We start from the raw sequence: 25,705 nt of genomic DNA on the forward strand, positions 1-25,705 counted from the left end.
TTTGTATTTCTCACTTTTTGCAGGCGGCGATCACGTCGCTTCAGATTGGAAACCGTAGAGTTCTTCGGCGTTTTCTACGAGAGCGAGGTGACGCGCGCGGTCGTCTGGAAACCAGTTCAGAACCGTGTCGAGCAACGCCGCGTCGTTAGGGTAGTCCGAGGTTTTTGTCGCCGAATTGTGAGGAAAATTCGTTCCCCACACAATGCGCTCGGGGGCATGGGCTGCCATGATCCTCGAAACGTTAGCTACGTCTGAATAATGCGGTTCGCCTTCGATGGAGGACTCATAACAACCAGCAAACTTGAACCAGCATCGGCCACCGTCGACAAGGCGTTTGAGCATTGCTACTTCATCGCCATCTGGCGCGACGCCCCTCAAAAATTTGCCATGGTGGTCAAGCACCCATTTGGATCGCAGTTTTGAGAGCCTATCAACATGGTCCGAAATGTCTGAGCCATCGAACTGAATTGCAATCATCCAGCCCGCAGCAAAAGCACGGGCGTCAACCTCTTCGAGCTGACTGAGCCCAACGGCTCCCCCTGGCAGATCCACGATACGCGTCCCAACGACCCCTCCATCCTTGAGCATTTCAAGTTCTGCGTCAGAGGTTTCACCGTCAATGGCGGCCACGCCACGTGCCACGTCCCTGGTTTCCTTGAGCGCCGCCAGCAAATTCGCATGGTTGGCGTGATGTGCATTTCCTTGTGTGATGACAAACCTGTCAATGCCAAGCCAGCCCATGACTTGTCTGTACTCTGATAACCCAGGCTGGCCCTCCGGCAGATCAGGACCTCCTGGCAGTGCTGGAAACCCGGAAAGATAGACGTGAAGGTGTGTATCAATGGCGCCTGCAGGCAGCTTGGTCTCAGGGGCACGGCCAGAGAAGCTGCGCTCGATCATTCGGGTTCTCCCATGGCGAACTCTGCCAATGCATCACGATTGATCTCGATACCCAGACCCGGTTTGTTTGGAATTGCGATCACACCGTTTTTTTGTTCGATCGGGTGAGTGATGATCGCCTGCCTGAATGGGTTATGCGTCCGATCAAACTCGAAAATCGGTTCGATTGGATCCCGCCGTGGTGGGTCTGGTAGCAGGGCCGAAACAAACTGAAGGCTCGCAGCGATTTGCACTGCTGTTCCCCAAACATGCGGAACAACACGTACGCCATGAAGAGCTGCCATATCAACGACCCGGCGCATCTCCGAAAAACCGCCAGTGCCACACAAGTCTGGCTGGGCGATATCGATACATCCTGTTTCCAGGGGCTCGCGGAACGCAAACCTGCCATGCCAAGTCTCGCCACCAGCAACCGGAATAGGCTGACCGGCGCGTACGCGACGGTACGCGTCAAGTTGTTCCGGAATGACTGGTTCCTCGAACCAATCGATATCGAACTCTGCGGCACGGTTGCCCAGAGTGATCGCTTCTTGGATCGAGTACCCGTGATTTGCGTCGATCATCAGACGAGTATGCCTGCCAATCGCTTCACGCACCGCTTTGATGACTGCAAGATCTTCTTCCACCCCAAAGCCAATCTTGATTTTAACTGCGTCGAACCCTTCAGCGACATGGGCTGCGCATTCCTCGGCATTGTCCGAAATGCGATCGACCCCGTCGCGCCGGAATGACCCGGTCGCATATGCCTGTATTGTGTCCCGAGCACGTCCCCCGAGAAGAACCGAAACCGGAACGCCAAAGTGGTGACCCTTGATATCCCACAAAGCGACATCAATTCCTGAAAGTGCGGTCATTGTGAGACCGCGCTGCCCTTGGTCTCGTAGGAGATTATACAGGCCTTGCCAGAGAACTTCCGTATCCAGCGGATTGCGGCCAATCAAATAGGGCGCATAGGCCTTTACGATCGCCGCGTTTGGCTGCGCTGGCCCCAAGCACTCTCCCCAACCCGTCGTACCGTCATCACAGACAATCTCGACCAAAACATGTTGGCGCCGCGTGAAACGAGTTGCTGCGCTCTCGAAGGCGGTCTCAAGCTTGTAGTCAAGAAGATGTGTATAAACCTCGGAAATCTTCATTTACACACCTCTAACTGGGCCGCGTCCCGAGCCAGAGTTTCGATACCCGCCCAATCGCCCGCGGCGATAAGATCTTTGGGCGCCACCCAACTGCCTCCAGCACAAACCACGTTCTGCTGCGCCAGATACGAGCCTGCATTGGCCGCGCTGACCCCGCCCGTAGGACAGAAGGAAATCTGTGGCAATGGCCCGCCAATAGCCTTGAGTGCCGATACCCCGCCCGAGGCCTCGGCTGGAAAGAACTTGAGCATGTCATAGCCGCGCGCCAAAAGACGCATCGCCTCAGAGGCAGTCGCGGCGCCGGGCAGGAGCGGCAATCCTTCGGTTTCACAAGCCGCAAGAAGTTCGTCGGTTGCACCCGGAGAGACACCGAAGGTCGCTCCCGCCTCTTTGGCAGCCCGAACATCTTCGGGGGTTATCAGCGTACCAGCCCCCACATGTCCACCCGGGACGTCGCTCATGACCCGAATGACCTCGAGAGCGGCAGGGGTGCGCAACGTGACCTCCAGCGAGGGCAAACCGCCTGCGATAAGCGCCTCGGCCAACTGTCGGGCCGTTGCGACTTCATCAACCACCAAAACCGGCACAATTGGCGCGAGTGCACAGATTTCTCGGGCCCGTAAACTCGCTGCCTTTGGCGAAATAGTCATCTGGACAAATTATCCTTTTGGTGGGCGCATGGTGTAACCGATCCGACTGTGAAGCGGAACGACTTGTACAGCGCGTTTTCTAAGCCAGACGAGACAGTTAAAATTTTGGCGGCGATCGCCGAGTTGTCAAGTAAGCCGGATTCCATAGCGTTAAATGCTCCCAAAGCTGTCATGCGCGGCGGTTTGACTTGTCTGTCGATCCGTTTCTGCCCTATTTCCCTGCTGTTCTTTAAACTCAAGGCGATGGTCCTTTTAGTGAGTGAGCCCTGAAGGGAAATGAGTTCGTCCCAGTATTGGACAAAACATGGCAGCGATTCAGACATCAGTCAGAGATCCGTGCGCGCCAGACCTCAAATCGTTCAAGAACGTCTGGGTCGGTTGCAGGATAAAGTCCGATCACGGGGGTGTTTTTTCGCACCTCTTCCAGAACGAAGCGTTCGAACAGCTCCATTGGTCCTGCCTCGATCGCAATGTCATCGGCGAGGTGACGTGGGATAATCATGACACCATCGCTGTCACCCAGAACGATGTCGCCGGGATAGACCGCAACGCCGCCACACCCGATTGGCAACCCGATATCAACCGCATGATGTTTCGTAAGGTTGGTTGGGGCAGACGGTTTTGCAGCAAAGACCGGCATCTCAAGTGCTGCGGCACCGTCGGCGTCGCGAATGCCACCATCCGTGACAACGCCCGCTGCTCCGCGCATTTCCAGTCGAGTCAAAAGGATCGAACCTGCCGAGGCCGCCGAGGCATCTTGGCGACAATCCATGACCAATACCGCGCGTTCAGGACATGTTTCCACGGCCACGCGCTGCGGGTGATCTGGCTCACGAAACGCCTCGATCGGGTCGGTGTCAGGCCGTGCAGGAATGTAGCGCAGTGTAAAAGCCGGTCCCACTAGGGTGGGCTTGCCTTTGCCCAATGGGGCAACGCCTTGAACATAGGCGTTTTGATAACCGCGTTTGTAAAGCAGCGTGGCCACAGTCGCTGTGCTGACCTTTGACAAGCGATCAAGCGTATCCGGACGCAGTTTGATCGTTTCGGCAGGCTGAGGGTTCGGCATGGGCTGGATCCTTCTGCTAAGGCTGTGGGCAACTGTCGAGCAGGCTTTGGTTGATAGGAACAAGTGCACCTTTGCCTTGCACGACATGCCCTGCCAGTTTGCAGGCCAGCGCTATGCTGTCAGGTAAGGGTGTATCCGTTGCCAGCCCAGCCAGAATGCCAGCGTTGAAACTGTCGCCTGCAGCAGTCGTATCCACAACCGAGGCCAGAGGCGGAACATGGACAGAGCCCTCTGCGCCGCGGGTACGATAAAGGACCGTTTCTGCGCCATTCTTGACAACGATCGTTTCCGCACCCGCCCTTGCATAGCGCTGCAAAGTGGCCGCGGGGTTCATGTCGCTGAACCAACGTGCCTCGTCCTCGAACGATGGCAAGGCGATATCGCTAACGGCGGCCGCCTGCATGATGTTCTCGGTCATCTCAGAGGGGCTGTCCCAAAGATGCGGGCGCAGATTGGGGTCGAAGGCAATCCGTTTCCCGGCGCGCCGCGCTGACCGAGCAACGTCGAGCAAGGCGGCGCGCCCTTCAGGGTTCAAGATTGCCAGAGTGATACCCGAGAAATAGATGAGATCTGATTGCGCCATAGCGTGGGCAAGTGCTTGCTTGTCTTGCGCCAACAGGCGTGCGGCGGACTGACCGCGCCAATAAGTAAAACTACGTTCCCCGTTGTCCAGCGTGATAAGATACAACCCCACAGAACGGTTTGGCACGATCCGTACCTGCTGGGTATCCACCCCACTTTCGCGCATGGCCCCCAGCATCCGGGACGAGATGGCATCATCTCCGACGGCGGTAAAATAGGACAAGGGTGTTTCGGGTGTGAGTTGGGCCAGATACCAAGCTGTATTGAACGTGTCTCCGGCGAACCCCATTTGATACGTGCTTGGCGCGTCAGTTGGGGCCATTTCGGCCATGCACTCACCTATCGCGAGAATTCGCATATTCCGGTTTCCAGTACTTCGAAGTTTGACAAACGGTAGCGTTCGACAATTAGGTAACCTGTTCTGCAGTGGTCACGAGAACAGCATCCCACCATTGATATCGACATTGGTCCCGGTCAGATAAGCCGAGTCCTTGCTTGCTAGAAACGCCACGAGGTTCGCAACATCCTGAGACTGGCCTTGCCGCTTGAGCGGCGCAGCAGCTTCTAGCCCGCGACGGCCTGCATCGGGAGTATGGATGTTATGGAAATCCGTGTCGATCATGCCTGGGCAGATTGCATTGACACGGATATCGGGACCCAGTTCTTTTGCAAGACTACGGGTGAGCGTCATGACCCCGCCTTTTGACGTTGCATAAGCCGATGCACCCGGGCCACCACCGTCGCGACCCGCCTGACTGGCGATGTTTACAATGGCCCCGGATTTCATATGCAGCAGTGCCGCTTTGACCATAAGAAACGTGCTGGTCAGGTTGAGATCCATGACAGCCTGCCAATGTTCAAGCGACATCTCGGTGATTTTCTTGCGCGCGATCAAACCTCCGGCATTGTTCACCAGAATGTCCAGGCTGCCATAGGTATCGACCGTCTTGGCGATTAACGCATCGACCTCTTCGGGTTTGTTCAGGTCGCCTTGCATTGCAAACGCCTTTCCACCGATCTTTTTGATCTCGGTTACGGTTTCCTCGGCACCGGCACTACTGGCGAAGTAGTTCACCGCGACATTCACCCCTTCGGAGGCGAGTTTGACAGCGCAGGCGCGCCCGATATCGCGGCCACCACCCGTGACAATTGCGGTCTTTCCCTGAAGTCTCATGGTTGTTCTTTCCCGTTCAATTGGTGCTGCTGTGAGTGACTGATGGATCTGACGCTAAAGCTTGGCAAAATAGTCGAAGATTTCCGGCACGTTGCCGTCGCCCATGCCTGCGTCCGCGGCCGCCTGAAGGTTGCTCGCGGTTCCTTCAGCGATCTCGGCACGAGTGCCCACGTCTTCGGCCAGCTTCAGGAAGTAACCAAGATCCTTGTTGGCGTTGTTAATCGAAAACCCCAAATCGCTGACACCATCCACCGCGTAGTTCTTACAAAACTGCATAAAGGGGGAACTGGACGGTCCAGCTGACATGATGTCAAAAAGCTGCTGTTTGTTTACCCCTGAGCGTTCAGCCACAGCAAAGGCTTGGCTCATGGTGCAAGCCGTCGTCATACCCATAAAATTGTTGATGAGCTTGGTCACGTGGCCCGCACCCAGCTCGCCGAGGTGAAAGACATTTTCCCCCAGTACGTCCAGGACAGGTTTCACCTTCTCAAAGGTGGCCATATCCCCCGCTGCCATGATGTTCAGCAAACCATCCTTGGCGTGCGCGGGTGTGCGTCCCAGCGGCGCGTCAATCATACCGGCACCTTTTGCGGCCAAGTCTGCGCCGATTTTGCGAGTGGACGCCGGGATCGAGGTGCCAAAGTCAATGACTACGGCACCATCCTTGATGCCTGCCAGGATACCGTCATCGCCGTAGATCAGGCTTTCGACGACATCCGATGTTGTTACACAAAGCATCACGATATCGCTGTTTTCAGCAAGCTCTCGTGGCGTTTTAACCTCTACAGCACCGCGGTTGACTGTGGCTGCGACGGCTTCCTTGTTTCGCCCCATGACAACCAGGTCAAAACTGTTGTTTTGCAGGCACTCTGCCATGTTGCCGCCCATAAGACCGAGGCCGATGAAACCGATGACGGGTTTTGTCATATCTGACTCCTTAAACTCTTTCCAATTAGGCTTCGCAGAGCGCCGTGACCCCTGCCTGTGCAACTTCGAGATCCTGGGCTGGTGAGCCCGAGCTGACACCGATCCCGCCAACCACCTGTCCGTCGACCGTCACGGGAAGGCCACCTGCAACGGTCACCATTCGTCCGCCCAGCGTTGAGGATATTCCGTGTGCGGCCATGCCAGGCTGATTTGCTTCACCAAGAGCATCGGTTCCTTTTTGGATACCGGTTGCAGTGAAACTCTTGTCGATGGCCAAAATGATGCTGGTAATCTTGCCACCATCCATCCGTTCAAACGCGATGAGGTTGCCGCTTTCGTCTGTGACGGCAATACACATCGGCACGCCGATTTCCTTCGCTTTGGCTCGCGCTCCGGCGATCAACTTGCCCGCGTCATCGATGTCCAGGCGTCTTATTGTCAGCATCGCCTCATTCTCCTTTGCTTTAGGGGCCAATGATCAGGTTCGGCAGCGTCAGCGATATTGCCGGTACAAAAGTGATCAGCATGAGCGCGGCAAAGATGGCGAGGTAGAAAGGCCAAATCGTTTTGACCGCTTTCTCCATCGGTAGTTTTCCAACAGCACACCCCACAAAGAGACAGGTCCCGACAGGTGGCGTGCAAAGACCAAGACCGAGGTTCACCAAAAGGATCATGCCGAACTGCAGCGGGTCGATGCCCAGCATGTTCATCACAGGCAGGAAAATCGGTGTGCAGATCAGGATTAACGCGGCCATGTCCATGATCATCCCCAAGAGCAACAGCACAGCGTTGATCATCAACAAGATCAGGATCGGGTTTTCTGTGATACCCAACAGGAATTCGACTGTTTTTGTCGGAACCCGGTTGAACGTCAGCATATAGGCAAAGGCACCGGCGCAGGCGATCAGGATCATCACCATAGACGTTGTGCGCACCGAAGAGATAACGGCGGTTTTGAAGTTTTCCCAGGACAGGCTGCGATAGACAACAAGCGTCACCACAAAGGCATACATTGCCCCGAACGCGCCGGATTCCGTCACCGTAAAGACGCCTGACAAGACCCCTCCAACAATGATCACGGCCGTCAACAAGCCAGGGATCGAGCCCACAAAGGCGATGGCCAGTGCGGTCCAACCCGGAAACTGTTCGGCCTGATAGCCGCGCTTGACCGCCACGACATAGGCAGCAATCGCAAGGCAGCAACACATAAGGACACCGGGAACAACACCGGCCAGGAACAATTTTGAGATTGAAACTGCACCGCCGGTTGCAAGGGCAAAGATGATCATGTTGTGGCTGGGTGGGATGATGATCCCGGCAATTGATGATGTCACTGTGACGTTCACCGCATAGTCGGCATCATAACCTTTGTCTTTCATCACCGGGATCAGGATTGACCCAAGCGCCGAGATATCTGCAATTGCCGATCCGGAAATGCCACCAAACAACATGGACGAGAAGACATTGACGATACCAAGCCCACCGCGCACAGCGCCTACGGCAGCCTGCGCGAACCGAACCAACCGGATCGCGATACCACCGTGAAACATCAGCTCGCCCGCAAAGATGAAAAATGGGATCGCCATTAGGGAAAAGACGTTGATCCCCGACACGATACGCTGGAATCCAACAAACATCGGCAATCCTTCAAACCAAAAGGAAGCCAATGCAGCGATACCAAGGGCGTATGCCACTGGCGCACCGATGATGACACAAAGGGCAAAAACCCCCAACAGAATCATGAGTCCCATAACTATCCCTGATCAATGTTGTCTTGGCGTTCGTCTCGGCCCAGAAACAGGCGGATCAAATGGCCAGTGGAAAAAAGGAACACCAAAGCGCCGCTGATTGTCAGAGGCAAGGAGCGCAAGCCTTCTGACCATTGGATGAGCGGGATCAGAGTGTTCCATTTGAATATGGTCAACTCGATCCCGTACCAAAACATCATGCCACCGAAACCTGCCATCAGGACATCAGTGAGCACGACGAAAACCGTTCGCACAGAGGGTGGAACTATATTGCGGAACACAACAACAGAGAGGTGCGTGTGATTGTGCACACCCGCAGCCGCACCGAGAAACGCGATGACCATGACCAAAAGCAGTGAAACCTGCTCGACCCAAGTGGGCGTGTTGTTCAGAACGTAGCGCCCGAACACCAGCCAGGCAAAGATCGCTGTCATAACAACAATGGCGACGCCGGACAGCAACATGCAAACTCGTGCGAGCAGATCAAGAATCCTGTCCATGTTGCGCATGGCGGCGGGGGGGGTGTCGGGCTCTTGCATTGGATTTCCTCTGAGACAAAACGCCCGGCATCCAATTGGCGGAGCCGGGCGCTCAAAGTTGAACTGTTAAGACAACTTATTCAGTGGCTTGCGCCATTTCTACCAACGCTTTCATGTCAGGATTTGCAGCCAAGTAGTCTGCATAAACCGAATCCATTGCGGACTGGAATGGGCCTTTGTCAGCGATTTCATTGACTGTGATGCCAGCCGCTTCGACATCTTTACGCGCTTGCTCAGAGCCGATTGCCCAAAGCTCACGCTGGACCAATGCGGCTTCTTCTGCTGCACCGCGCACAGCGGCCTGCAGTTCAGGAGACAGCGCATTGAATTTGGCTGTGTTCACGCAGATGCACTCGGGGATAATCAGGTGCTCGGATAAAGAATAATTTGTGGTCACTTCAAAGTGGCCAACATTTTTGAATGACGGGAAGTTGTTTTCCGCACCATCAACAACGCCGGTTTTCAGAGCTTGCTGAACTTCGGAGAAAGCCATTGGAGACGGGTTTCCGCCCATAGCTGAAATCATCGATGTATAAAGATCGTTGTTCATCACACGGATTTTCAGGCCTTCGACATCTGCTGGCGTGTTGATCGGTTTTTGGCTGTAGAAAGAACGCGCACCGGCATCAAACCATGCCAGTGGCAGAACGCCTGCTTCACCCATCGCAGCTGAAACAACCTCACCGGCTTCGCCGTCCAGCACGCGGAACATGTGCGGCACATCCTTAAAGATGAAAGGAAGCGATACAAGGTTAGCTTCTTTCACCATTGGGCCAATGGGACCGAGGTTGAAGTTACCAACCTCGATTGCGCCGATACGAACCTGTTCAAGGGCATCCGGTTGGGAACCAAGAACACCACCGTGGAACACATCGACGGTAACCTCGCCGTCTGTAGCAGCGTCAACCAGTTCGGCAAACTTGTCCATTGCAGCCGTGTTGGGATGGCCGTCGTTGTGGATGTTCCAGGCCCGCCAGTTTTCGGCCGAAGCTGACGTTGCAATGAATGCCACAGCGGTCGCAGTTGCAAAGAACGATTTCGTGAAAGTCATGGGTTCTCCTCCCCGATTAATTTTGGACAGGATTTGGCTTTCATGGAAATTCAGAGACCGTAAGCCACGTAGCTTTCGATTTCCCCCAAGAACCAGAATCGCTGCTGCCCCCAAAGGGACACTAGTATCCAAGTTATGTCAACTGTAGGCTTTTAGTATGTCAGATTGCTTGACAGTCGAAAGCGCAGGGCATTTGATAGGTGACAGGGTTACATTGGTTCACTCAAGCAAGATCAAATAGAATATTCTATATATTTCAATGATCTAAAGGTGAACCTGTAATTTGAAACGCAACCAAGATAGAGGGCGCAAGCAACATACCGTGGAAGATATTGTCAGACGAACCACAACCGATGCGGTCTATGAAGCGCTACACGACGAGATCGTTTCGCTTGAAATTCTTCCCGGTACAAAGCTATCCGAAACAGAGGTAGCCAGCCGATTCGGCGTATCACGCCAACCTGTTCGCAACGCATTCACAAGGCTCGGCAACGAAGATCTGCTCTTGATACGACCACAAAAGGCGACCGTAGTTCGAGGATTTTCTATGGAGCGTGTGGCTCTCGCGCGATTGGTTAGAATGGCGGTGGAGCTAGAGATCGTCCATCGAGCAATGGAAGTTTGGGACGCAACACGTGAAGCAAAACTTGCAGAAAACCTCGCCTTACAAGAGCAAGCGATCAGTGACGGTGACCTATCGGCATTTCACGCGCTGGACTATGATTTTCACAAACTGATCTACGTGCTCAGCGGCAATCCAATGGCATTTGATGTAATGCTAGAATCCAAGCAAAAGGTTGACCGGCTTTGTATGCTCAGTCTTGAAAAGGGCAGCGCCGCAGACGCCATCCTCGCCGATCACCGAGAGATTGCAGAGGCCATGGCGGCAGGAGACCATGACCAAGCGCAAGCCTCTGTCAGAAAACACTTGTCCCGCCTTGACGAAACCATCGACTTCATTCACAAGACGCACCCAGGCTACTTTGAGTAACCGAGGCCATGCGATCTGGTGGTCTCAGGCCGTTCCTCGTTCCGGACGATCATTATCAATATTGAATTTCATGCCGTCCAAAAGCTCTTCCAAATCGGGACGTGCCGCAGGGCCGTTAGAGATGTCGGCCAGCATCAGCGTCCCATTCGGACGGATACCAAACGCGCCAGGTTCGGCGAACAGACCCGAGGTTTCCGCATCAGATAGAGGTGATGACACATAAAGACCAAGCGCGCGCATTTGCGCTTCGGTCATTCCATAGCAAAGATCAAACTCCCAGCCGAATTCTGCTTTGTCTGCCGCAGCTTTTTCTTTGGTGTCGGCAGAGACAACAATAACGTCCATAACGTCAGCCCATGCTGGCAGCGCCACATTCAACTTGTTCAAGAAGCGCTTGCAGCGTGGACAATGCTTACCTCGGTAAACAAACAACATGGTCCAGCGGTCTTTTTGTTGACCGATCGTAACCTTGTCCTCAGATCCCAGCCTCAAAAAACTCATTTGCTCGATTTGCGCGCCGACATTTGGTTTGGGTGAGGTCATGAGTCGTTCCTTTGTACTATAAACAATAACTTTGCGCGGATAAGGTCTGATAAGAGCCCTTTTTGACCAATGTCGCAACTCGGACGAAATGTCGGCTTACACAAACTCAAGAAACAGTTGCACAATTGCTTTCAGGCAACCGCAAAAAGTTCGGATAATTGTCGACCACTCGAAAAGCTCAAATAGACTTGTGAAAGGGTCAACACTATACGTCAAATAGCCCGACATCGTTCAGCTTCGAGCTGAAATCTGTGGCACCCACTGGGTGCCGCAGGGATCCTTGGATTTAGAACGACCAGCGAAGCCCCGCCCGCAGGAAGGGTCCCTGGGCGTCGTTGCCGATTTCCTGCTCTGCATTCAATTCGAGCCGAATGTCCTGAACAAGCTCCTGCTCGTAACCAACCGAGACGCGAGCGCCGGTGAAGTCGGTAGAGGCAAAGATCAGCGACTGAGTTGAGGAGAACACGGTTACATTCGCATCTGTTGTTCCCAGATCGCGCCGCAGAACTCCGCTCAGCTGTCCGCTTAGTATACCACCATTGCCGAACAGCTTTTCGGCTTCAACACCCAGTTGGACTTCGATGACTTCGGTCGCTGTTATCACGGTAGGCAGGTCTACACTTAGCGGCCTTTGTCGACGACACAAGATGCATAAAATCGGGTACTGACCAGTCCAACCTGGCCAAATGCAGTAGGCATTCTGCAAAGCCGAGGTTTGTCGCAAGTTTTTGCTTATACTTCAGGCCTCCGACGGCAATCCTTACTGCGCCGGGATGTCTCCTCCCTCCGCGTCATCGAACTTTCCAACCCATCTCTGCACCGAGAAAATGTCGAAATAGATACTGAGAAGAGATGGCAGCACCAGTGTCACCAGAATCATCGAGGCCGTTAGACCAGCTGCCACCGAGACAACGAGGGGCACTGTGGTTTGCACATGGACCGAGGTGTTGGAGATCAGGGGAAGAAGCCCGGCCACCGTGGTCCCGGTCGACAAGATGATCGGCCGGAAGCGGGCACGGACGGCATCCAGTGCTGCGGCAACGTGGTCGTCTCCTTGCAGGTGGGTTTGGAAGAAAGTCAGGAAAAGGATGGCGTTGTTGACTACAATCCCCCCAAGCGAGGCAAAGCCGATCAGACTGGGCATCGACAGACTCAACCCCATTGCCCAGTGGCCAAGGATCGTGCCGATCAGCGCAAAGGGGATCGACAGCATCACCACCAGCGGCAGCGTGTAGCTGCGGAATTGGAAGGCGAGTACCATATACACGCCGACAAGCCCCAATAGCAGCTTCGTGGCGACCGAAGATTGCGACTTCTGTTGTTCTTCGGTGGCTCCGCCAATTGAGATCGAAATGCCGGGGTATTGCCGCTCCAGTTCCGGCGCGACATCGTTCAGCACGAAGCCCGAAATGGCTGTGGAGGTGGTGGCCTTGCGGTCGATCTGGCCGATGATATTGGCGACGACCCGCCCATCCTTACGTGTGATCGTCGGGTAGGAGGCAGCGAGGTCCATATCGGCCACCGAGATCAGGGCGGTCTGTTTGCCGCCGCCGACGATGATCGGGAATTGTTCCAGCTCGGTGAAGTTCGCGACTGTGTCTCCTAGCTGCACCTGCACGTTCACGCTCGAGGCTCCGGTGTGGAACGTGTCGGTCTCCGAGCCTTGAAAGGCCTGGCGGAGCTGCGCCGAGAGCGATTGCGGTGTCAGCCCGACGGTATAACCGTATTCGTTCAGCGTTAGCTTCACTTCTTGACGGCCACCATAGAAATCGGAATAGGCCTCTTTGACGTCAATCCGCTCCAAGAGCCGTGACAGGACTTTGGACGCGGCCGCCTCGATCTCCCCGAGATCGCTTCCCGAGACGTCGATATCGATGTCATTGCCCCCCGGCCCTGCCTCATTCTGGGCAAAGCTTATCTGGTGAAGGTCTGGAAGCGTGCCGGATTCCGCGCGCCAGACCTGCAGGACCTCGTCGGCACTCACATTGCGCTTCCCAGCTTCCAACAGGTCGACGGTCACCGTCGCGGTGTTCGAGCCATTGTCGTTAACGCTCGAGTTAGAGCCGTAGCTGACAAGGACACGTTCGACCAGCGGCGCGGCGCCCTCAGTTTCAGGGCTGAATTGCGCATCCGCCCGTTCGAGGCCCGCGAGAATCTGCTCGACATTGGCCAGGGTGCGATGGCGGGCGATCCCCGAGGTCAGCGCAATCTTTGCTTCGATCGTGTCGCCCTCCACCTCTGGAAAGCCAACCACCTTGACCTGACCGGACGCGACCAACCCGATCGAGAGGACGAGCGCGCCTAGAACGCTGCCGACGGTCAGGTAGCGTGCCCGCGCCAGCGCTGCGGCGGTGGGAATGACAACACCCTCCTTGAACCGCTCCAGCACCCGCGCAGCTGGTCGATCCTTGTACTCGGCGGGCGCCCCCTTCCCGATATGACTCAGGTGATGCGGCAAGATCAGGAAGCCTTCAAGCAAGGACAATGCCAGCGTCATCAGCAGCACCATCGGGATGTATTTGAGCACCTGTCCAAGGTCGCCGTCGATGAACATCAGCGGGCCGAAGACGCAGGCCGTGGTCAGGAAAGAGGACAACACGCCTGGCAAGATCTCCTGCGTGCCGCGCCAGGCAGCTTCCTTGCCGCCGACGCGCCGGCGCCACTTGTCGATATTCTCGGCGATGACGATTGAATCGTCCATGATCAGCCCAACAGCCAGCAGGAGCGCGATGAGCGTGAAAATATTGATGGTGACGCCCAGAGCGCTCATCAGAAACAGCCCGCCGAGGAAGGAAACCGGCAGTGCGGCCGAGATCCAGAGAGCCTCTTTGAGTGTGAAGAACATCCACATCACCGCAAAAACCAGCGCCAAGCCCATCACGATATTGCTGACAATGAGGGAAAGGCGTTCCTCAACGATCTCAGTCATGTTGTTGATGACGGTAATTTCGAATGGCTTCGGCCAAGCTGCGCGCTCCGCCTCCAGAATCGCCTCGACACGTTCGAAAATACGGATGGAATCACCATCCGACGCCTTCATGATCTGGATGGTCACCGCCTGCGCACCGTTGATGTAGCTTTGCGTGTTCTCGTCGCTGTCGACGATCCGTGCGGTTGCGAGATCCTTGAGCCGGACGATGCCACCGTTCTGGTTCTGCAATACGATCAGGTCTTCGAGATCGGCAACCGAGCGACGCACGTCCGAATAACGCAGCACGAGGCTCTTCTCAGTGGTTTCGACCTCACCCAGCGGCTGCTGGAGCGAGCGGGCGTTGATCGCATCGACCACGTCTTGGCTCGACAGCCCGTAGCGGCGCAGGTCCTCGTCGTCGAAAGTTACGCGCAGCTCTCGATCGGTCAGCCCCGACACGGTAGCTTCGGTCACACCGTCCACACCCTGGAGCGTGCTGGCCAGCTCGTCGGCATATTCCAGCAGTCCTTGCTCGCCGTCGATCCCAGAGATGCCGATCTGTGCGATCATCTCGGTGCGCCCACCTCGCTCGATTGAGGGTGTCTCAGCATCATCGGGGAAGTCGTCCACGCCGGAGACGGCCGAGGAGACGTCGTTGTAGAACTGGATGATATCGCCGCCGGTCTCCAGCTCGGCCGTGGCTGAGGCACGTCCGTCGATGGAGAGACAATAAAGTTCCTCTAATCCGTCAGTACCGGAAATCGCATCCTCCAGCCGGGTACAGATATCCTCGTCCACATCGACGGCCGAGGCGCCGGGATAGGAGATAGAGACCAGAACGGTGGAGGCAGTGGTGTCGGGAAAGGTCTCGCGTTCGATATTGCTGACGGTTGCGAGACCCAGGATGCAAATCAACGCCATCAGAAGGTTGGACGCAACGGGGTGACGGACGAACCAGGCAATCATGTCACTGCTCCGCCGTGGGCATGACAAGATCCAACGCCATGCCGATCACCGGCGGGGATGGCTCGCTCAGCACCAGCCGGTCGCCGCCCTCCAGCCCACTGAGGATAATGGCGCCCTCGCCGATGGAATGACCGACCTTGACCGCGGATTTGGCAAGCCGGTCCTGCGCATCCGCGAGGTAGACAAACGCAGCGCCATCGTCGCCATAGCGCAAAGCGCTGCGCGGAACGACGATGGTGTTCTCCATCGGCTCCGAGCTGAAGATGACCGAGACAAATGCACCGGATTCAAGCGGGCCGCGTTGCAGGTGCGGCTGCCCGATTGTCGGATCCTCGACCCGGACGACAACGCCCATCGTTGCGGTGTCGGCGTCGAGTGTGCCGCGCATACGTTCCAACTTCGCCGGCCATGACAGGACGCGATTTTCAAGCGAGACGCGCACTTCTGCCGAAATCCCGGCATCCGTCAGGAACTCCATGACCCGGGAGGTGTCTATGCCCTCAGCGGGAGCCTCGCCCTTGCCGCGTGCCGCCATAAAGATCGGCGCGAAGGTTTTCGGCTGAACCTCGGCGGTTACTTCCGCGGCCGAAGTGTCGTCCAGGACCAACAATATGTCGCCGGTACGAACGAACTGTCCGGCCTCGACGCCAATCTCCGAGACCCGACCGCGAAATGGCGCGGAGATCTTGGCTTTCTCGATCGACCGCTCAGCCTCGCGTAGTTCGGACATCCGCACCGCGCGTGTCGCCTCCAGGCTCTCGCGTTGCGCTGGATAGAGCGCCAGCGTATTCTCCAGGGTGAGCACCGAATTCGACTGTGCCAGCAGGGTTTTTTGCGCGGTATCGAGCGCGGCCTGTGTCGAGGCGCCGCGTTCAACCAGCGAGGCGACGCGGTCATACTCGTTCTGCGCCACAGCTTTCGTCCGCTCCTGCAACTCCAGCGTCTTGCGGGTGTTTTCTTCCTGCCGTTCGCTCTCGCGCAGCTGGGCCTCGACCGAGGTGATATTTGCCTGCGCCTTCTGGCGGGCAAGCTCGTAATCCGTCACGTCGATCTCGAACAGCACATCGCCGGCTTCGACGACGCTTCCGACGGCAAGGTCCCCGGGGATCGCGTCGATCCGCCCCTCGACCTCGGAAACGGCTGACCAGTTCCGAGCTGGCTCGACCCGTCCATAGCCGATGACAGTGGCCGAGACTGGTTGCGGTAGGATCTCCATCGCGCGCACCGCGAGACGGGTTTCTTCGTGACGGGTGATGTCCTTGGGCTGTTCCCGAGTCATCCAGTTGAAGCCGAGCACAGCAATCACGAGTGGGGGCAGGATCGCCAATGGGCGGAAGTTCATAAAACAGCTCCGTCTTGAGCTATGTCAGCTGGGAACTCGGTACGCTTTGCCGTTTGGCGCTGACGAAATAGCACTGGGCGCGGCGCGGATCGGATAGGGGCGCCTGCAGCTTTCAATTCCGTGATGGCAGGAAGCGCATGGTCACAAAACTGAGGACAGCACATGGGAGTGAACGGCAGGGAGAATACCCCGCTTTGCGTCATTCAGTGACAATGCTCCACTGCTTCAGAGATGCCTCGACCTCATCGCAGGATTCCAACGAGAGTGGCCGTTTCACCCACGGACCCGCTGGGACTGTTTCCGATGCTACTACCACGCAATTAGCTTGGTCCTCGCTTAGTCGCAGAGTCTGATCTGTTTCGTCGTAAATGAACTTTTGGCGAGGATGATCACTGCATTCCAACAGTGCAAATTCCGACTTTCCTGTAGCGATTAAGGCCTGCATGCAGAAGCCTTCAAACGGGTAAGATACGACCTGCATGGTGTCTACATTGTACTCAAAACGCGTGTCATGACCTGCATAGCTACGTGGTTCACCCTCACTGGGTGGTTTGCAAGAATGGGTCTGCAAAAGATCAGACTGCCCGGCCCCATATGTATCAATGCAAAACCCATATCCGTTTGGTTCGTCGTGGTTTTCACTGAGGACGATATATGGTGCTTCTGACGGAACCTGTGGTGCGTCAACATTGGCAACGCCAGCCGCACCAAGCAGCGTGGCTGTGAACATCGTAAGTCGCATTGTGTGTCCTTTTCTAAGGCTGATTGAAGAGGATAATCTACTTACACTTCAATATACTTTCAAGCCAAACTATTTCAACTAGAACTAATTTGACAAATTGCTTAAATCACTGTAATTAATACACAAGATTTCTCAAAGTGAGCCCATGAAACGTCAGCACGCACGAATCCATCCCTTCCTACACTCAGCTGCGATTTTGGAAAAGCGACTGGAAAGCTTGCTTGGATCGTCCGGGATACGGCATCGCCAGGCCCTTGTTCTGGATGCGCTACAGAAGATTGGACCATCCTCTCAGCAGCACCTCGTCAAACATTTCAGCGTCTCACCTGGAACCATGAGCTCAATGATTTCCAGGCTTGAAGCACTTGGATATGTGCAACGCGAGACTAGTCCTACAGACCGGCGCGCTGATGTGATCAAAATCACACCTAGCGGACAGTCGGTTTTGCTGGGAGTCGCAGAGGTTTGGGAAGAAGGCGACAAGTTAATAGAAAACATCCTGGGATCAGAGGACAGCAAACGGCTCTTCGCGCTCACAGAGCAACTCAGCAGAGCGCTTGGTGGTGGCCCGCCGACGATCGAGACACCTGACTAAAAATATGGAGGCAGAACTGTCGCGTTTGTGAGAGTAGGTTTGACTGCCGAGCGGACGTTCATTCTTTGCGCATCATTCGACACATTGGGCACGCAGCCGTCATTCTCCACAGATCTTTAACCTCGGTCGATGTCGCGACACGGACCCTGCCACCGGCAAGGCGTTTCTTACCGGTTCCGAGTTTCTGTCTCATCTCCACCCCCTGGTGGTTACGGTGTGCCTGAAACCCTCCCTCAAGGAAGAAAATCCGCTTCGCCGTCCTTTGAACACCGTACGGCAAAGGTCCGGAGAGAGCCCAGAGTGACCAATGCTGCAGATTGTATGGACGTCGGCTTCTTGGAAACGAGTGGGAAACGTGAGTTGATCTGCTTACATCGTCAGACGACCGGCGTCGCGTTTCCGATGCGTTTCCAAAACCAATACGGACAACGCTAAATCACCTAGCGCGTGTCCACGAAAGATGAATGCTGTTCGATCCTCACGCGCGTTGCGTCCATTTGTTTCGCCAGTCACCAAACCAGCTAGATCACCGTGGATGAACCCAGGATCACACAGCTTGTTGGGCAACGAAGCTTCTTGCTTGAGGTCATCGATCACGACGCAATCGAGCGTGCCAAGGCTGTCGCGCTTCCATGGGGCAGCAAGATCGACGACAGCCGCAAATGACCCTGCCTTCATCCCAGACGCGTCGAGAAACGGGGCTGCACCGCCGGTATGTGTGACGGTGGTCACCAGCAAGTCGCAGCTGGCCGCAACCTCTTGCCCGGAAGCACACGCAGTCGAGGGTATGCCACGTGCTTTGGCTTGCTCTGCGAGCCGGTCCTGATTGGCCTGGCCGCGGCCAAAATAGCACATGTGTTCAAGGTCGAAGATGTCGGCAAATGCGTCAAGGTGGCTGCGCGCCTGAGCACCGCACCCCACAAAGCCGATGGTTTTTGCATCCGAGTTGGCCATATATTTTGCAGCCATCGCACTAAGCCCCGCCGTGCGCACCTCGGTGATCCAGTTGCCATCAAGCACGGCAGCCGGCAATCCCGTGACGCTGTCGAGCATTGTCACAAGACCGTTGATCTGCGGCAGACCGTTTGCGTTGTTTTCGGGGTTCAGCACAACCGTTTTGACAGCAAGTAGAGATGGATCATCCATCGCCGCCAGAGCGGCCATCATATAACGCGGATCATCAAGTGGCGTGATCACTGCTTTAGGTGCGCCCCAGACAGTGCCGTTCACGCTCCCACGAATAGCACATTCGATGCTATCGACGATTTGCTCGGTGGTTAGACCCAATCCGATCATATCGTCCTGCGACAAATAAGGGATGTTCATATCTGCCATTCTCAGCTCCCCTTCAAATCGGGCCAAGTATCACTCAGGCGGTACCCTTCGGGCCAGGGGTCTTTGGGATCAAGCATATGCTGATGTGTGCCTGTAATCCACGCGCGGCCCGTGATTTCAGGGATTATCGCGGGCGTGTCACTTAGCGTAGTTCTCTCGGCGATCCGTCCGTGGAATTCCGAGTTAATGATTGAACGGGCCGTGAAGGTCTCCCCCACTTGCATCTCGCCGCGTGCATGAAGCAGTGCCATGCGTGCAGAGGCGGCTGTACCCTTAGGTGAGCGGTCGATTTTTCCAGGCTGGATCGCGACGGCAGCCGAGGTGGTCAGGTGGCTCCCTTCGCGTGTGATTGGTCCTGCGAACAGGCAAAAGGAGAAATGTTTCCAATCGGGATTGGTTGGATGGCGGAACATTAGCTGTGCATTGGCCGCATTGGTAATCGACACGCCAAGTTCTGCCAGCGCCCTGGCCTCGGACGCGGCAAGTTCGAACCCGAGAGTTGCCGCATCCACCACAACAAAGCTGTCACCGCCAAAGGCAGTGTCGACGGTTAATTGGCCGATACCCTTCACATCCAAAGGCACGCGCAATGCACCCGCAAAGGATAGCAGATTGCGCACGGTGATCCGCTCTGCCTTGCCGTTCCGGCACTCGGCGTGCACGCGGACCAGTCCACCGGGTGCTTCGAGTACCATCTTGGTTACGGGTTCGGTCATTGGAATGATCCCGCTATCCAGCAGTACCGTTGAGACACAGATCGAATTGGACCCGGACATCGGCGGCGTGTCTTCTGGCTCCATGATGATCCAGCCCATTTGTGCCTCTGGATGCACCGGAGGGACCAAAAAATTTACATGGCGAAACACGCCACCACGTGGCTCGTTCAGTATGAAGTTGCGGAAGGTCTGATCCTTGGCGATCCAACTGCGTTGTTCCCAAAGGGTCTCGCCGGGTGGTGGTGCAACGCCGCCTACGATTACATCCCCAACTTCGCCTTCAGCATGGCAGGATACGACGTGAATGGTTTTGCTGCTGCGCATGCTAGATATCCTTTACCAATCGCAAGGCGTCATAGATCGCCGCATGTGTGTTGCGTGCCGATACTGCATCGCCAATGCGGAACAGTTGGAAAGTGCCTGCTTCATTGCGCTGAATAGTTTGCGGAGTGCCCTCGATCAGCGCTTCATAGTTGACCTCGCCTAAATTCGACGACGATGGTTTGAGATCAAAGTACAGATCGTCGAGCGGCAAGGTGCCATAGTTCAAGACAACCTGATCGACCTGCGTCTCGTAACTGTAATCGCTGTAATCGGTCCCAATTGTGGCGGTCAATGTGTTGCCACAGCGCACAACCCCCATCAAGCGCCGCGCGACGGTAAAAGTCACGTCTTTATCCTGAAGCGCGCGCATGTAAGGCACCAAATTCATCGCCATCACGCCCGGAGAGACACCGCGGTCCGGCGTCATAACCTCGACCGCGGACCCCGCATTTGCGGCAATCTCAGCAGCTTGCAAAGCTGGATGATCACCGCTTTCGTCGTAGATGAGAACCTTGCCCGCAGGCTTTACATCGCCCGAGATCAGATCCCAGGTGGACACAACATTCGCCTGCTCACCTTTCTGTTCAAACAGTTCCAGATTGGGCATGCCGCCCGTCGCCACAATGACCACATCCGGGTTGAGGGTGGTGATGTCGTCGGCCTCGGCCCAGGTGTTGAATTGGAATATCACGCCACGTGCTGCACATTGCGCCATGCGCCAATCAATGATCCCGGTCATCTCCCGGCGGCGAGGTGATTGTGCGGTCAGGCGCACCTGTCCACCGGGCGCATCTGCAGCCTCAAACACAGTCACAGCATGGCCACGTTCTGCGGCGATGCGAGCCGCTTCCAACCCCGCTGGACCTGCGCCGACGATTACAACCTTCTTCGCAACCCCCGCTTTTGCAATCTCATGCGGCATCGATAATTCACGCCCGGTAGCAGCGTTGTGGATGCATAACGCCTCGCCTGCTTGATAAATGCGGTCAAGGCAGTACGTCGCGCCAACGCAGGGGCGAATGTCATCTTCACGCCCTTCAATGATTTTGCGCACGATGTGTGGATCAGCCATGTGAGCGCGGGTCATGCCGACCATATCGAGCAGGCCAGCTTGCACAGCATGTCGCGCAGTGGCCACGTCAGGGATGCGAGCGGCGTGGAAGGTTGGCATACCCGTTGCCTTGCGCACTTCTCCTGCAAAATCGAGGTGCGGAGCAGACTTCATACCTTGAACAGGAATCATATCCGTCATAGCTGGATCGGTATGGATGCGTCCCCTGATCACGTTCAGAAAATCAACCTGCCCCGTGGCCGAGATGCGTTTTGAAATCTCCAGCCCCTCGTCGTGGGTGATGCCACCCTTTTGCGCCTCATCGGCCGTGTAGCGCAGCCCGACGATAAAGTCTGCGCCGACGCGCTTGCGGATTGCCTCGACCACATCGAGCGGGAACCGCATGCGATTTTCGAGCGTGTCAGCACCATATGGACCCGTCAGATCATTGGTCAGCGGTGACCAGAATTGGTCCAATAAATGACCGTAAACCTGCAGCTCGATCCCGTCCATACCGCCCGCCTGCATCCGCTGCGCAGCATCAGCGAAGTCAGATATAATCCGATCAATGTCCCAATCCTCGATCAACTTTGGAAAAGCGTGGTGGGCAGGTTCACGGTGTTTTGATGATGACACCGACGGCAACCAATCGCCCTTGTTCCAACTCGTGCGCCGCCCCAAGTGGGTCAACTGGATCATCACAGCGCAGTCATGTTCATGCACCGCGTCTGTCAGGTTTTGGATCCACGGTACAACCTCATCCTTAAAGGCAAGGATATTGTTGAACACGGGTGGGCTGTCTCGGCTGACCGCAGCGGACCCCGCCGTCATCGCAAGGGCCACACCCGCCTTGGCCCGTTCGGCGTGATAGGCCGCGTAGCGTTCCTTGGGCATGCCGTCTTGTGGATAGGCAGGTTCATGGCTGGTTGTCATGATCCGATTGCGCAATGTGAGGTGTTTCAACTGATAAGGTTGAAGCAATGGATCAGTGGACATTGTGGCCTCCTTGAGTGCCGATTATTGACACTTATGTCAAGTTAACATTTCCGCAATTGACACCACTGTCAAGTTCTTGAAGAATCCAACTATGAAAAAGGACGAAACAGCCAAGGTCCGCGCGACCCGAGAGACATGGATTGACGCCGCCTATACACTCTTCGTGACCGATGGGATTGAGGCGGTGAAGATCATGCCGCTTGCAAAAACACTCAATTTGACGCGCACTGGTTTCTATTGGCACTTCAAGGATCTGTCCGATCTTCATGACGCCATCCTAGACATCTGGCAGAACCGGAACACTGGCGTCATCTTGGAGAGGTGCGCAGTTCCAGCCGACAGTCTCTGCGCGGGTCTCTTTAACCTCATTGATTGCTGGATTGACCAAGATCTTTTCGATGCGCCGCTGGATCTTGCAATCCGTAACTGGGCGCGCAACGATCCACGGCTGCAATCCTTCGTCGACAAATCTGACGAAGATCGGTTGGTTGCAGTCAAAGCCCTGTTTGAACGATTTGGAATAACAGGGGACGCGGCCCATTACCGCGCGCTCACCGTGCTTCTAACACAGACCGGGTATTATTCCATGCATGTGACAGAGCCCCGTTCACAACGAGCGGTAGCCGGATGCCGATATGTCGAGATATTCTCAGGTGAGATGCCAACGCAGGCCGAAAAAGACGCGTTCTTAGAGCGTCACCGCTAAACCGGCGTCTGAGGCTATGGGCCAAGCCTCTCTCATTTTTTGCGAGACTGTTCGCACTCGTATGCTGCACAGTTGAGCGTAAATCGGTATTCGTTCGGGACTCGCCATACCTGACTTTGGAACAAACGCGGTGAAATGGGGCTTTGTTCGCACCTTTCCAATTCGATGATGTCATAGCCAAAGGGAACCTTGCTGGTCAGCCGTAGTTCATTCATCGAGTGGCGAAATCTGACTGTGAGCCCGACCTGCCCATTCGACAGAACGCAGTGAAAGTCAGCTTTTTATGGCTTGGCCATAAATGCGGCTCGGATCGCGGCCTTCATAGCGTCCTGAGGCCCTTGTACTTTCGGCTTGCTGGATGCCATCACCAGCTTGGAGGCGGGCGTGTTTCCGAGGTCCAATGCATCGTTCACCACCGATAGACCGCCGTGCAGCGAGGAGCGACCGAGCAGACCCACTGCGATCCCGGCTTCTACTGCTGCAATCACACCAGAGACGCTTTGGCTGGAGTAGACAACGCGATATGGCTTTCCACGGGCTTGCAATGAAATGACCGCCGCGTCGCGCCACCAGCACGCATGATCGAACAAGGCCACTGGAAGGCTTTCATCGGCCTGAAAGTGCCGGTGCGCCGACGACACCCAACATGTCGGGTCTTCATAAACAACCTCTTCGTGACTGGACGGGTTTTCGACCTCATAGACCGCAAGGTCCAGCGACCCCTTATCGAGGGCTTCTGGAAAACTCGTGCTCAAAGCGCAGGTGACATCCAGTTCGACTTTCGGATGTTGACGGGCAAAGGTCGCAATGATCGCCGCAAGTCTGGCGCGCCCGTGATCGTCGGGTATGCCCAAACGCAGTTTGCCGCTTACCGTGTTCTGTGAAATCTCTCGTAGTGCCGCGTCGAGACGTGCCGTCACCTCCTGCGCGACTGGAAATAGCTTTCGTCCCGTGTCGCTCAGGACCACCCCGCGACCATGCCTGTCAAAGACCGGCTGACCCAGGATCGCTTCGAGGCGCTTGATTTGAAGGCTCGTTGCAGACTGCGACCGGTGGATGCGGGCAGCACCGTCCGTGACGCTTCCGGCATCAGCCACGGCGACGAAGGTTCGCAAAAGATCGCTATCCAGGTTTTCCATTTGTTTTTCCAATATCGGAAATTAAAACTATGCGTTTCACAGATGTCTTGTGCTGCACTATTTTTCAAGGTCAGAGGAGTATCCCATGTCAGATCAGACAGTTGTCAATCGACCATCCAACCGGAAACCCCTGGTGTGGGGCGTGTCTTTGCTGCTGCTGGCAGGCGTCTGTCTTGCCTGGCCGGAACACGCCGCAAACGCAGCAAAGTTTGTCCTATGGGGCCTGATTGTCGTGGCCCCCATCGTCATTCCGGGCATCGTGCTTGCAGCCTGGATCATCGCAAGCGGCGCGGATACTCACATCGCTGGTGCCTTCGAGGGCAGGACACTGAGAACGGTTCTGGCGGCCTCGTTCATTGGAGCCATCACGCCCGTATGCGGGGTGACCGTTCTGCCTTTGATGGCCGGATTGCTGGCAGCGGGCGTGCCACTCGCTCCGATCATGGCATTCTGGCTGTCCTCTCCGATAACAGACCCAGCAATGCTCGCGACAACAGCGGCAACCCTTGGTCTGAGCTTTGCGATTGGCAAGACGCTTGCCGCCTTCGGATTGGGTCTATTCGGCGGCGCGATCACCGGCCTGTTCGCCAAGACGCCCTGGGCCATGAATGCGCTTCGGGACAATGGCCCGGCGCGCCAGCTAAGTGCTGCACGATGCGGGGAAGAGCAGCCCTTTGATCCTTGGGTCTGGCGGTCTGAGGCGCGACGTCATTCTTTCGGCAAACAGGCATGGGCAACTACGCGGCTTATCCTGATTTGCCTGATCCCGGCATTTGCCGCGGAGTATGCCTTGAACGCGGCCCTTACACCGGGCGCACTGGCAGCATATGTTGGAGAAGACAAATGGTGGGCCATACCCGCCGCTGTCTTCGTCGGTGCCCCGGCCTATATCGACGGTTACGCTGCGCTCCCGCTGACACGCGGGTTGATCGACAACGGCATGTCCGATGGAGCAGCGATGGCGTTCCTTGTTTCGGGCGGCGCGGTCAGCATCTGGGGTGCTATGGCCATCGCACCGGTGCTCAAATTGCAACCATTCATGCTATATCTGTTGCTTGCAGTTCTGGGGTCGCTCGGGGCGGGGTATGTCTTTGGGTGGATCGTCTGAGATTCAGCGTTAACAGGACGCAGACGTTCAGCAACCGGCAGCGAAGTCCCGCACTGCGGTCGTCTTCGAATTGCGTCTCGAATGGCAGTTTTCTGCAACCACTGGATGATTGGAAACGCTATAACAAAGTGAGAACGTCGCTAAACCGGTGTTATGTGAACCGACTTCTGGTTGAATCTTTACCCACCCTGGCTCTCATCACTCCAACGACCCATATCATAGATTCCCTGTTTCTTCATACGGCGTATAAAAGCTAGGTAGCTAATCACCCGATCGACCTCATCCATGTCTCCAGTGGCTTAAGCGACCGCAATCATTTTGAACTGGGCTTCAAGATCTTCCGCAACTTTTTCGTCACGCCAAGCAGGACTCCTTTCAGCGCCCGATGAAACAGCATGTGTTTTGTCTGCTTCGTCCCCAATCTCGTCGACATAGGCCTTCATGTTGAGCTCGGGATCGTTCTCGAC

Annotated in this window: 24 protein-coding genes; 4 read left to right on the plus strand and 20 right to left on the minus strand. The window is 55.8% G+C overall.

Going from position 1 to position 25,705, the window contains the following annotated elements; genetic code table 11:
• Positions 1–30: 30 nt before the first annotated feature.
• The 12 genes from ALB80_RS17630 to ALB80_RS17685 form a co-directional block, all read right to left on the minus strand.
• Positions 31–900, minus strand: coding sequence for an amidohydrolase family protein (locus tag ALB80_RS17630; protein WP_050605406.1), 870 nt, complete (start codon positions 898–900; stop codon positions 31–33).
• Complete coding sequence (locus ALB80_RS17635) at positions 897–2,036, minus strand: mandelate racemase/muconate lactonizing enzyme family protein (RefSeq protein ID WP_050605407.1); 1,140 nt, start codon at positions 2,034–2,036, stop codon at positions 897–899. The genes ALB80_RS17630 and ALB80_RS17635 overlap by 4 nt, the downstream gene beginning before the upstream one ends.
• Complete coding sequence (gene eda, locus ALB80_RS17640; RefSeq protein WP_050605408.1) at positions 2,033–2,686, minus strand: bifunctional 4-hydroxy-2-oxoglutarate aldolase/2-dehydro-3-deoxy-phosphogluconate aldolase; 654 nt, start codon at positions 2,684–2,686, stop codon at positions 2,033–2,035. Before eda ends, ALB80_RS17635 begins: the two co-directional genes overlap by 4 nt.
• Positions 2,683–3,009: a hypothetical protein gene (locus ALB80_RS17645; protein ID WP_050605409.1), complete on the minus strand. Its 327-nt coding sequence runs from the start codon at positions 3,007–3,009 to the stop codon at positions 2,683–2,685. The genes eda and ALB80_RS17645 overlap by 4 nt, the downstream gene beginning before the upstream one ends.
• Positions 3,009–3,752, minus strand: a complete 744-nt coding sequence (locus tag ALB80_RS17650) for a ribonuclease activity regulator RraA (RefSeq protein ID WP_050605410.1) — start codon at positions 3,750–3,752, stop codon at positions 3,009–3,011. Before ALB80_RS17650 ends, ALB80_RS17645 begins: the two co-directional genes overlap by 1 nt.
• 16 nt (positions 3,753–3,768) lie before the next feature.
• Entirely contained in the window at positions 3,769–4,692 is a 924-nt protein-coding gene (locus tag ALB80_RS17655; protein WP_050605411.1) for a sugar kinase, read from the minus strand.
• Positions 4,693–4,764: 72 nt separating this feature from the next.
• Positions 4,765–5,508: an SDR family NAD(P)-dependent oxidoreductase gene (locus ALB80_RS17660; RefSeq protein ID WP_050605412.1), complete on the minus strand. Its 744-nt coding sequence runs from the start codon at positions 5,506–5,508 to the stop codon at positions 4,765–4,767.
• A 54-nt stretch (positions 5,509–5,562) separates the two neighbouring features.
• The gene (locus ALB80_RS17665) at positions 5,563–6,435 is read right to left on the minus strand and encodes an NAD(P)-dependent oxidoreductase (protein ID WP_050605413.1); all 873 of its coding nucleotides are present in this window, start codon (positions 6,433–6,435) and stop codon (positions 5,563–5,565) included.
• Positions 6,436–6,460: 25 nt separating this feature from the next.
• Positions 6,461–6,880, minus strand: a complete 420-nt coding sequence (locus ALB80_RS17670) for a heme-binding protein (protein WP_050605414.1) — start codon at positions 6,878–6,880, stop codon at positions 6,461–6,463.
• Between the two features lie 19 nt (positions 6,881–6,899).
• A complete protein-coding gene (locus tag ALB80_RS17675; protein ID WP_050605415.1) occupies positions 6,900–8,186 on the minus strand; it encodes a TRAP transporter large permease in 1,287 nt (428 codons plus the stop codon).
• Between the two features lie 2 nt (positions 8,187–8,188).
• Positions 8,189–8,722, minus strand: a complete 534-nt coding sequence (locus ALB80_RS17680) for a TRAP transporter small permease (protein ID WP_050605416.1) — start codon at positions 8,720–8,722, stop codon at positions 8,189–8,191.
• A 76-nt stretch (positions 8,723–8,798) separates the two neighbouring features.
• Positions 8,799–9,773 (minus strand): TRAP transporter substrate-binding protein, encoded by a 975-nt coding sequence (locus ALB80_RS17685; protein WP_050605417.1) that lies wholly within the window; start codon positions 9,771–9,773, stop codon positions 8,799–8,801.
• Positions 9,774–10,095: 322 nt separating this feature from the next.
• Between ALB80_RS17685 and ALB80_RS17690 the strand changes: the two genes are divergently transcribed.
• Positions 10,096–10,764 carry a GntR family transcriptional regulator gene (locus ALB80_RS17690; protein WP_050605418.1) on the plus strand — a complete coding sequence of 223 codons (669 nt, stop codon included), beginning with the start codon at positions 10,096–10,098 and terminating at the stop codon, positions 10,762–10,764.
• Between the two features lie 24 nt (positions 10,765–10,788).
• Here ALB80_RS17690 and ALB80_RS17695 read toward each other — a convergent pair whose 3' ends face one another.
• The 4 genes from ALB80_RS17695 to ALB80_RS17710 all read right to left on the minus strand — a co-directional run bounded on the left by ALB80_RS17695 (position 10,789) and on the right by ALB80_RS17710 (position 16,526).
• Positions 10,789–11,385 (minus strand): redoxin domain-containing protein, encoded by a 597-nt coding sequence (locus ALB80_RS17695; RefSeq protein WP_253276912.1) that lies wholly within the window; start codon positions 11,383–11,385, stop codon positions 10,789–10,791.
• Between the two features lie 208 nt (positions 11,386–11,593).
• Positions 11,594–11,911 (minus strand): hypothetical protein, encoded by a 318-nt coding sequence (locus ALB80_RS17700; protein ID WP_050605420.1) that lies wholly within the window; start codon positions 11,909–11,911, stop codon positions 11,594–11,596.
• Between the two features lie 156 nt (positions 11,912–12,067).
• On the minus strand, positions 12,068–15,184 hold the full coding sequence (locus ALB80_RS17705; protein ID WP_050605421.1) for an efflux RND transporter permease subunit: 3,117 nt from the start codon (positions 15,182–15,184) through the stop codon (positions 12,068–12,070).
• Position 15,185: 1 nt separating this feature from the next.
• Positions 15,186–16,526, minus strand: a complete 1,341-nt coding sequence (locus ALB80_RS17710; protein ID WP_050605422.1) for an efflux RND transporter periplasmic adaptor subunit — start codon at positions 16,524–16,526, stop codon at positions 15,186–15,188.
• An 887-nt stretch (positions 16,527–17,413) separates the two neighbouring features.
• On the opposite strand from ALB80_RS17710, the gene ALB80_RS17720 reads away from it, so the two are divergent.
• Entirely contained in the window at positions 17,414–17,863 is a 450-nt protein-coding gene (locus ALB80_RS17720) for a MarR family winged helix-turn-helix transcriptional regulator (RefSeq protein ID WP_050605424.1), read from the plus strand.
• A 369-nt stretch (positions 17,864–18,232) separates the two neighbouring features.
• Here the strand turns inward: ALB80_RS17720 and ALB80_RS17725 are convergent, their stop codons facing one another.
• From ALB80_RS17725 to ALB80_RS17735, 3 genes are read right to left on the minus strand one after another with little or no spacing between them, the layout of a single operon-like run.
• Positions 18,233–19,198, minus strand: coding sequence for an ornithine cyclodeaminase family protein (locus tag ALB80_RS17725; protein WP_050605425.1), 966 nt, complete (start codon positions 19,196–19,198; stop codon positions 18,233–18,235).
• Positions 19,199–19,200: 2 nt separating this feature from the next.
• Positions 19,201–20,238, minus strand: coding sequence for a proline racemase family protein (locus ALB80_RS17730; RefSeq protein WP_050605426.1), 1,038 nt, complete (start codon positions 20,236–20,238; stop codon positions 19,201–19,203).
• Position 20,239: 1 nt separating this feature from the next.
• Positions 20,240–22,285, minus strand: coding sequence for an NADH:flavin oxidoreductase (locus tag ALB80_RS17735; protein ID WP_050605427.1), 2,046 nt, complete (start codon positions 22,283–22,285; stop codon positions 20,240–20,242).
• Positions 22,286–22,376: 91 nt separating this feature from the next.
• Between ALB80_RS17735 and ALB80_RS17740 the strand changes: the two genes are divergently transcribed.
• On the plus strand, positions 22,377–22,991 hold the full coding sequence (locus ALB80_RS17740; protein WP_050605428.1) for a TetR/AcrR family transcriptional regulator: 615 nt from the start codon (positions 22,377–22,379) through the stop codon (positions 22,989–22,991).
• 281 nt (positions 22,992–23,272) lie between these two features.
• Here the strand turns inward: ALB80_RS17740 and ALB80_RS17745 are convergent, their stop codons facing one another.
• Positions 23,273–24,130 carry a LysR substrate-binding domain-containing protein gene (locus ALB80_RS17745; RefSeq protein WP_050605429.1) on the minus strand — a complete coding sequence of 286 codons (858 nt, stop codon included), beginning with the start codon at positions 24,128–24,130 and terminating at the stop codon, positions 23,273–23,275.
• Between the two features lie 85 nt (positions 24,131–24,215).
• Between ALB80_RS17745 and ALB80_RS17750 the strand changes: the two genes are divergently transcribed.
• Positions 24,216–25,238 (plus strand): permease, encoded by a 1,023-nt coding sequence (locus ALB80_RS17750; RefSeq protein WP_050605430.1) that lies wholly within the window; start codon positions 24,216–24,218, stop codon positions 25,236–25,238.
• The last annotated feature ends 467 nt before the right edge of the window (positions 25,239–25,705 follow it).

The organism is Ruegeria sp. 6PALISEP08 (assembly GCF_001238295.1).
Taxonomy (GTDB): domain Bacteria; phylum Pseudomonadota; class Alphaproteobacteria; order Rhodobacterales; family Rhodobacteraceae; genus Ruegeria.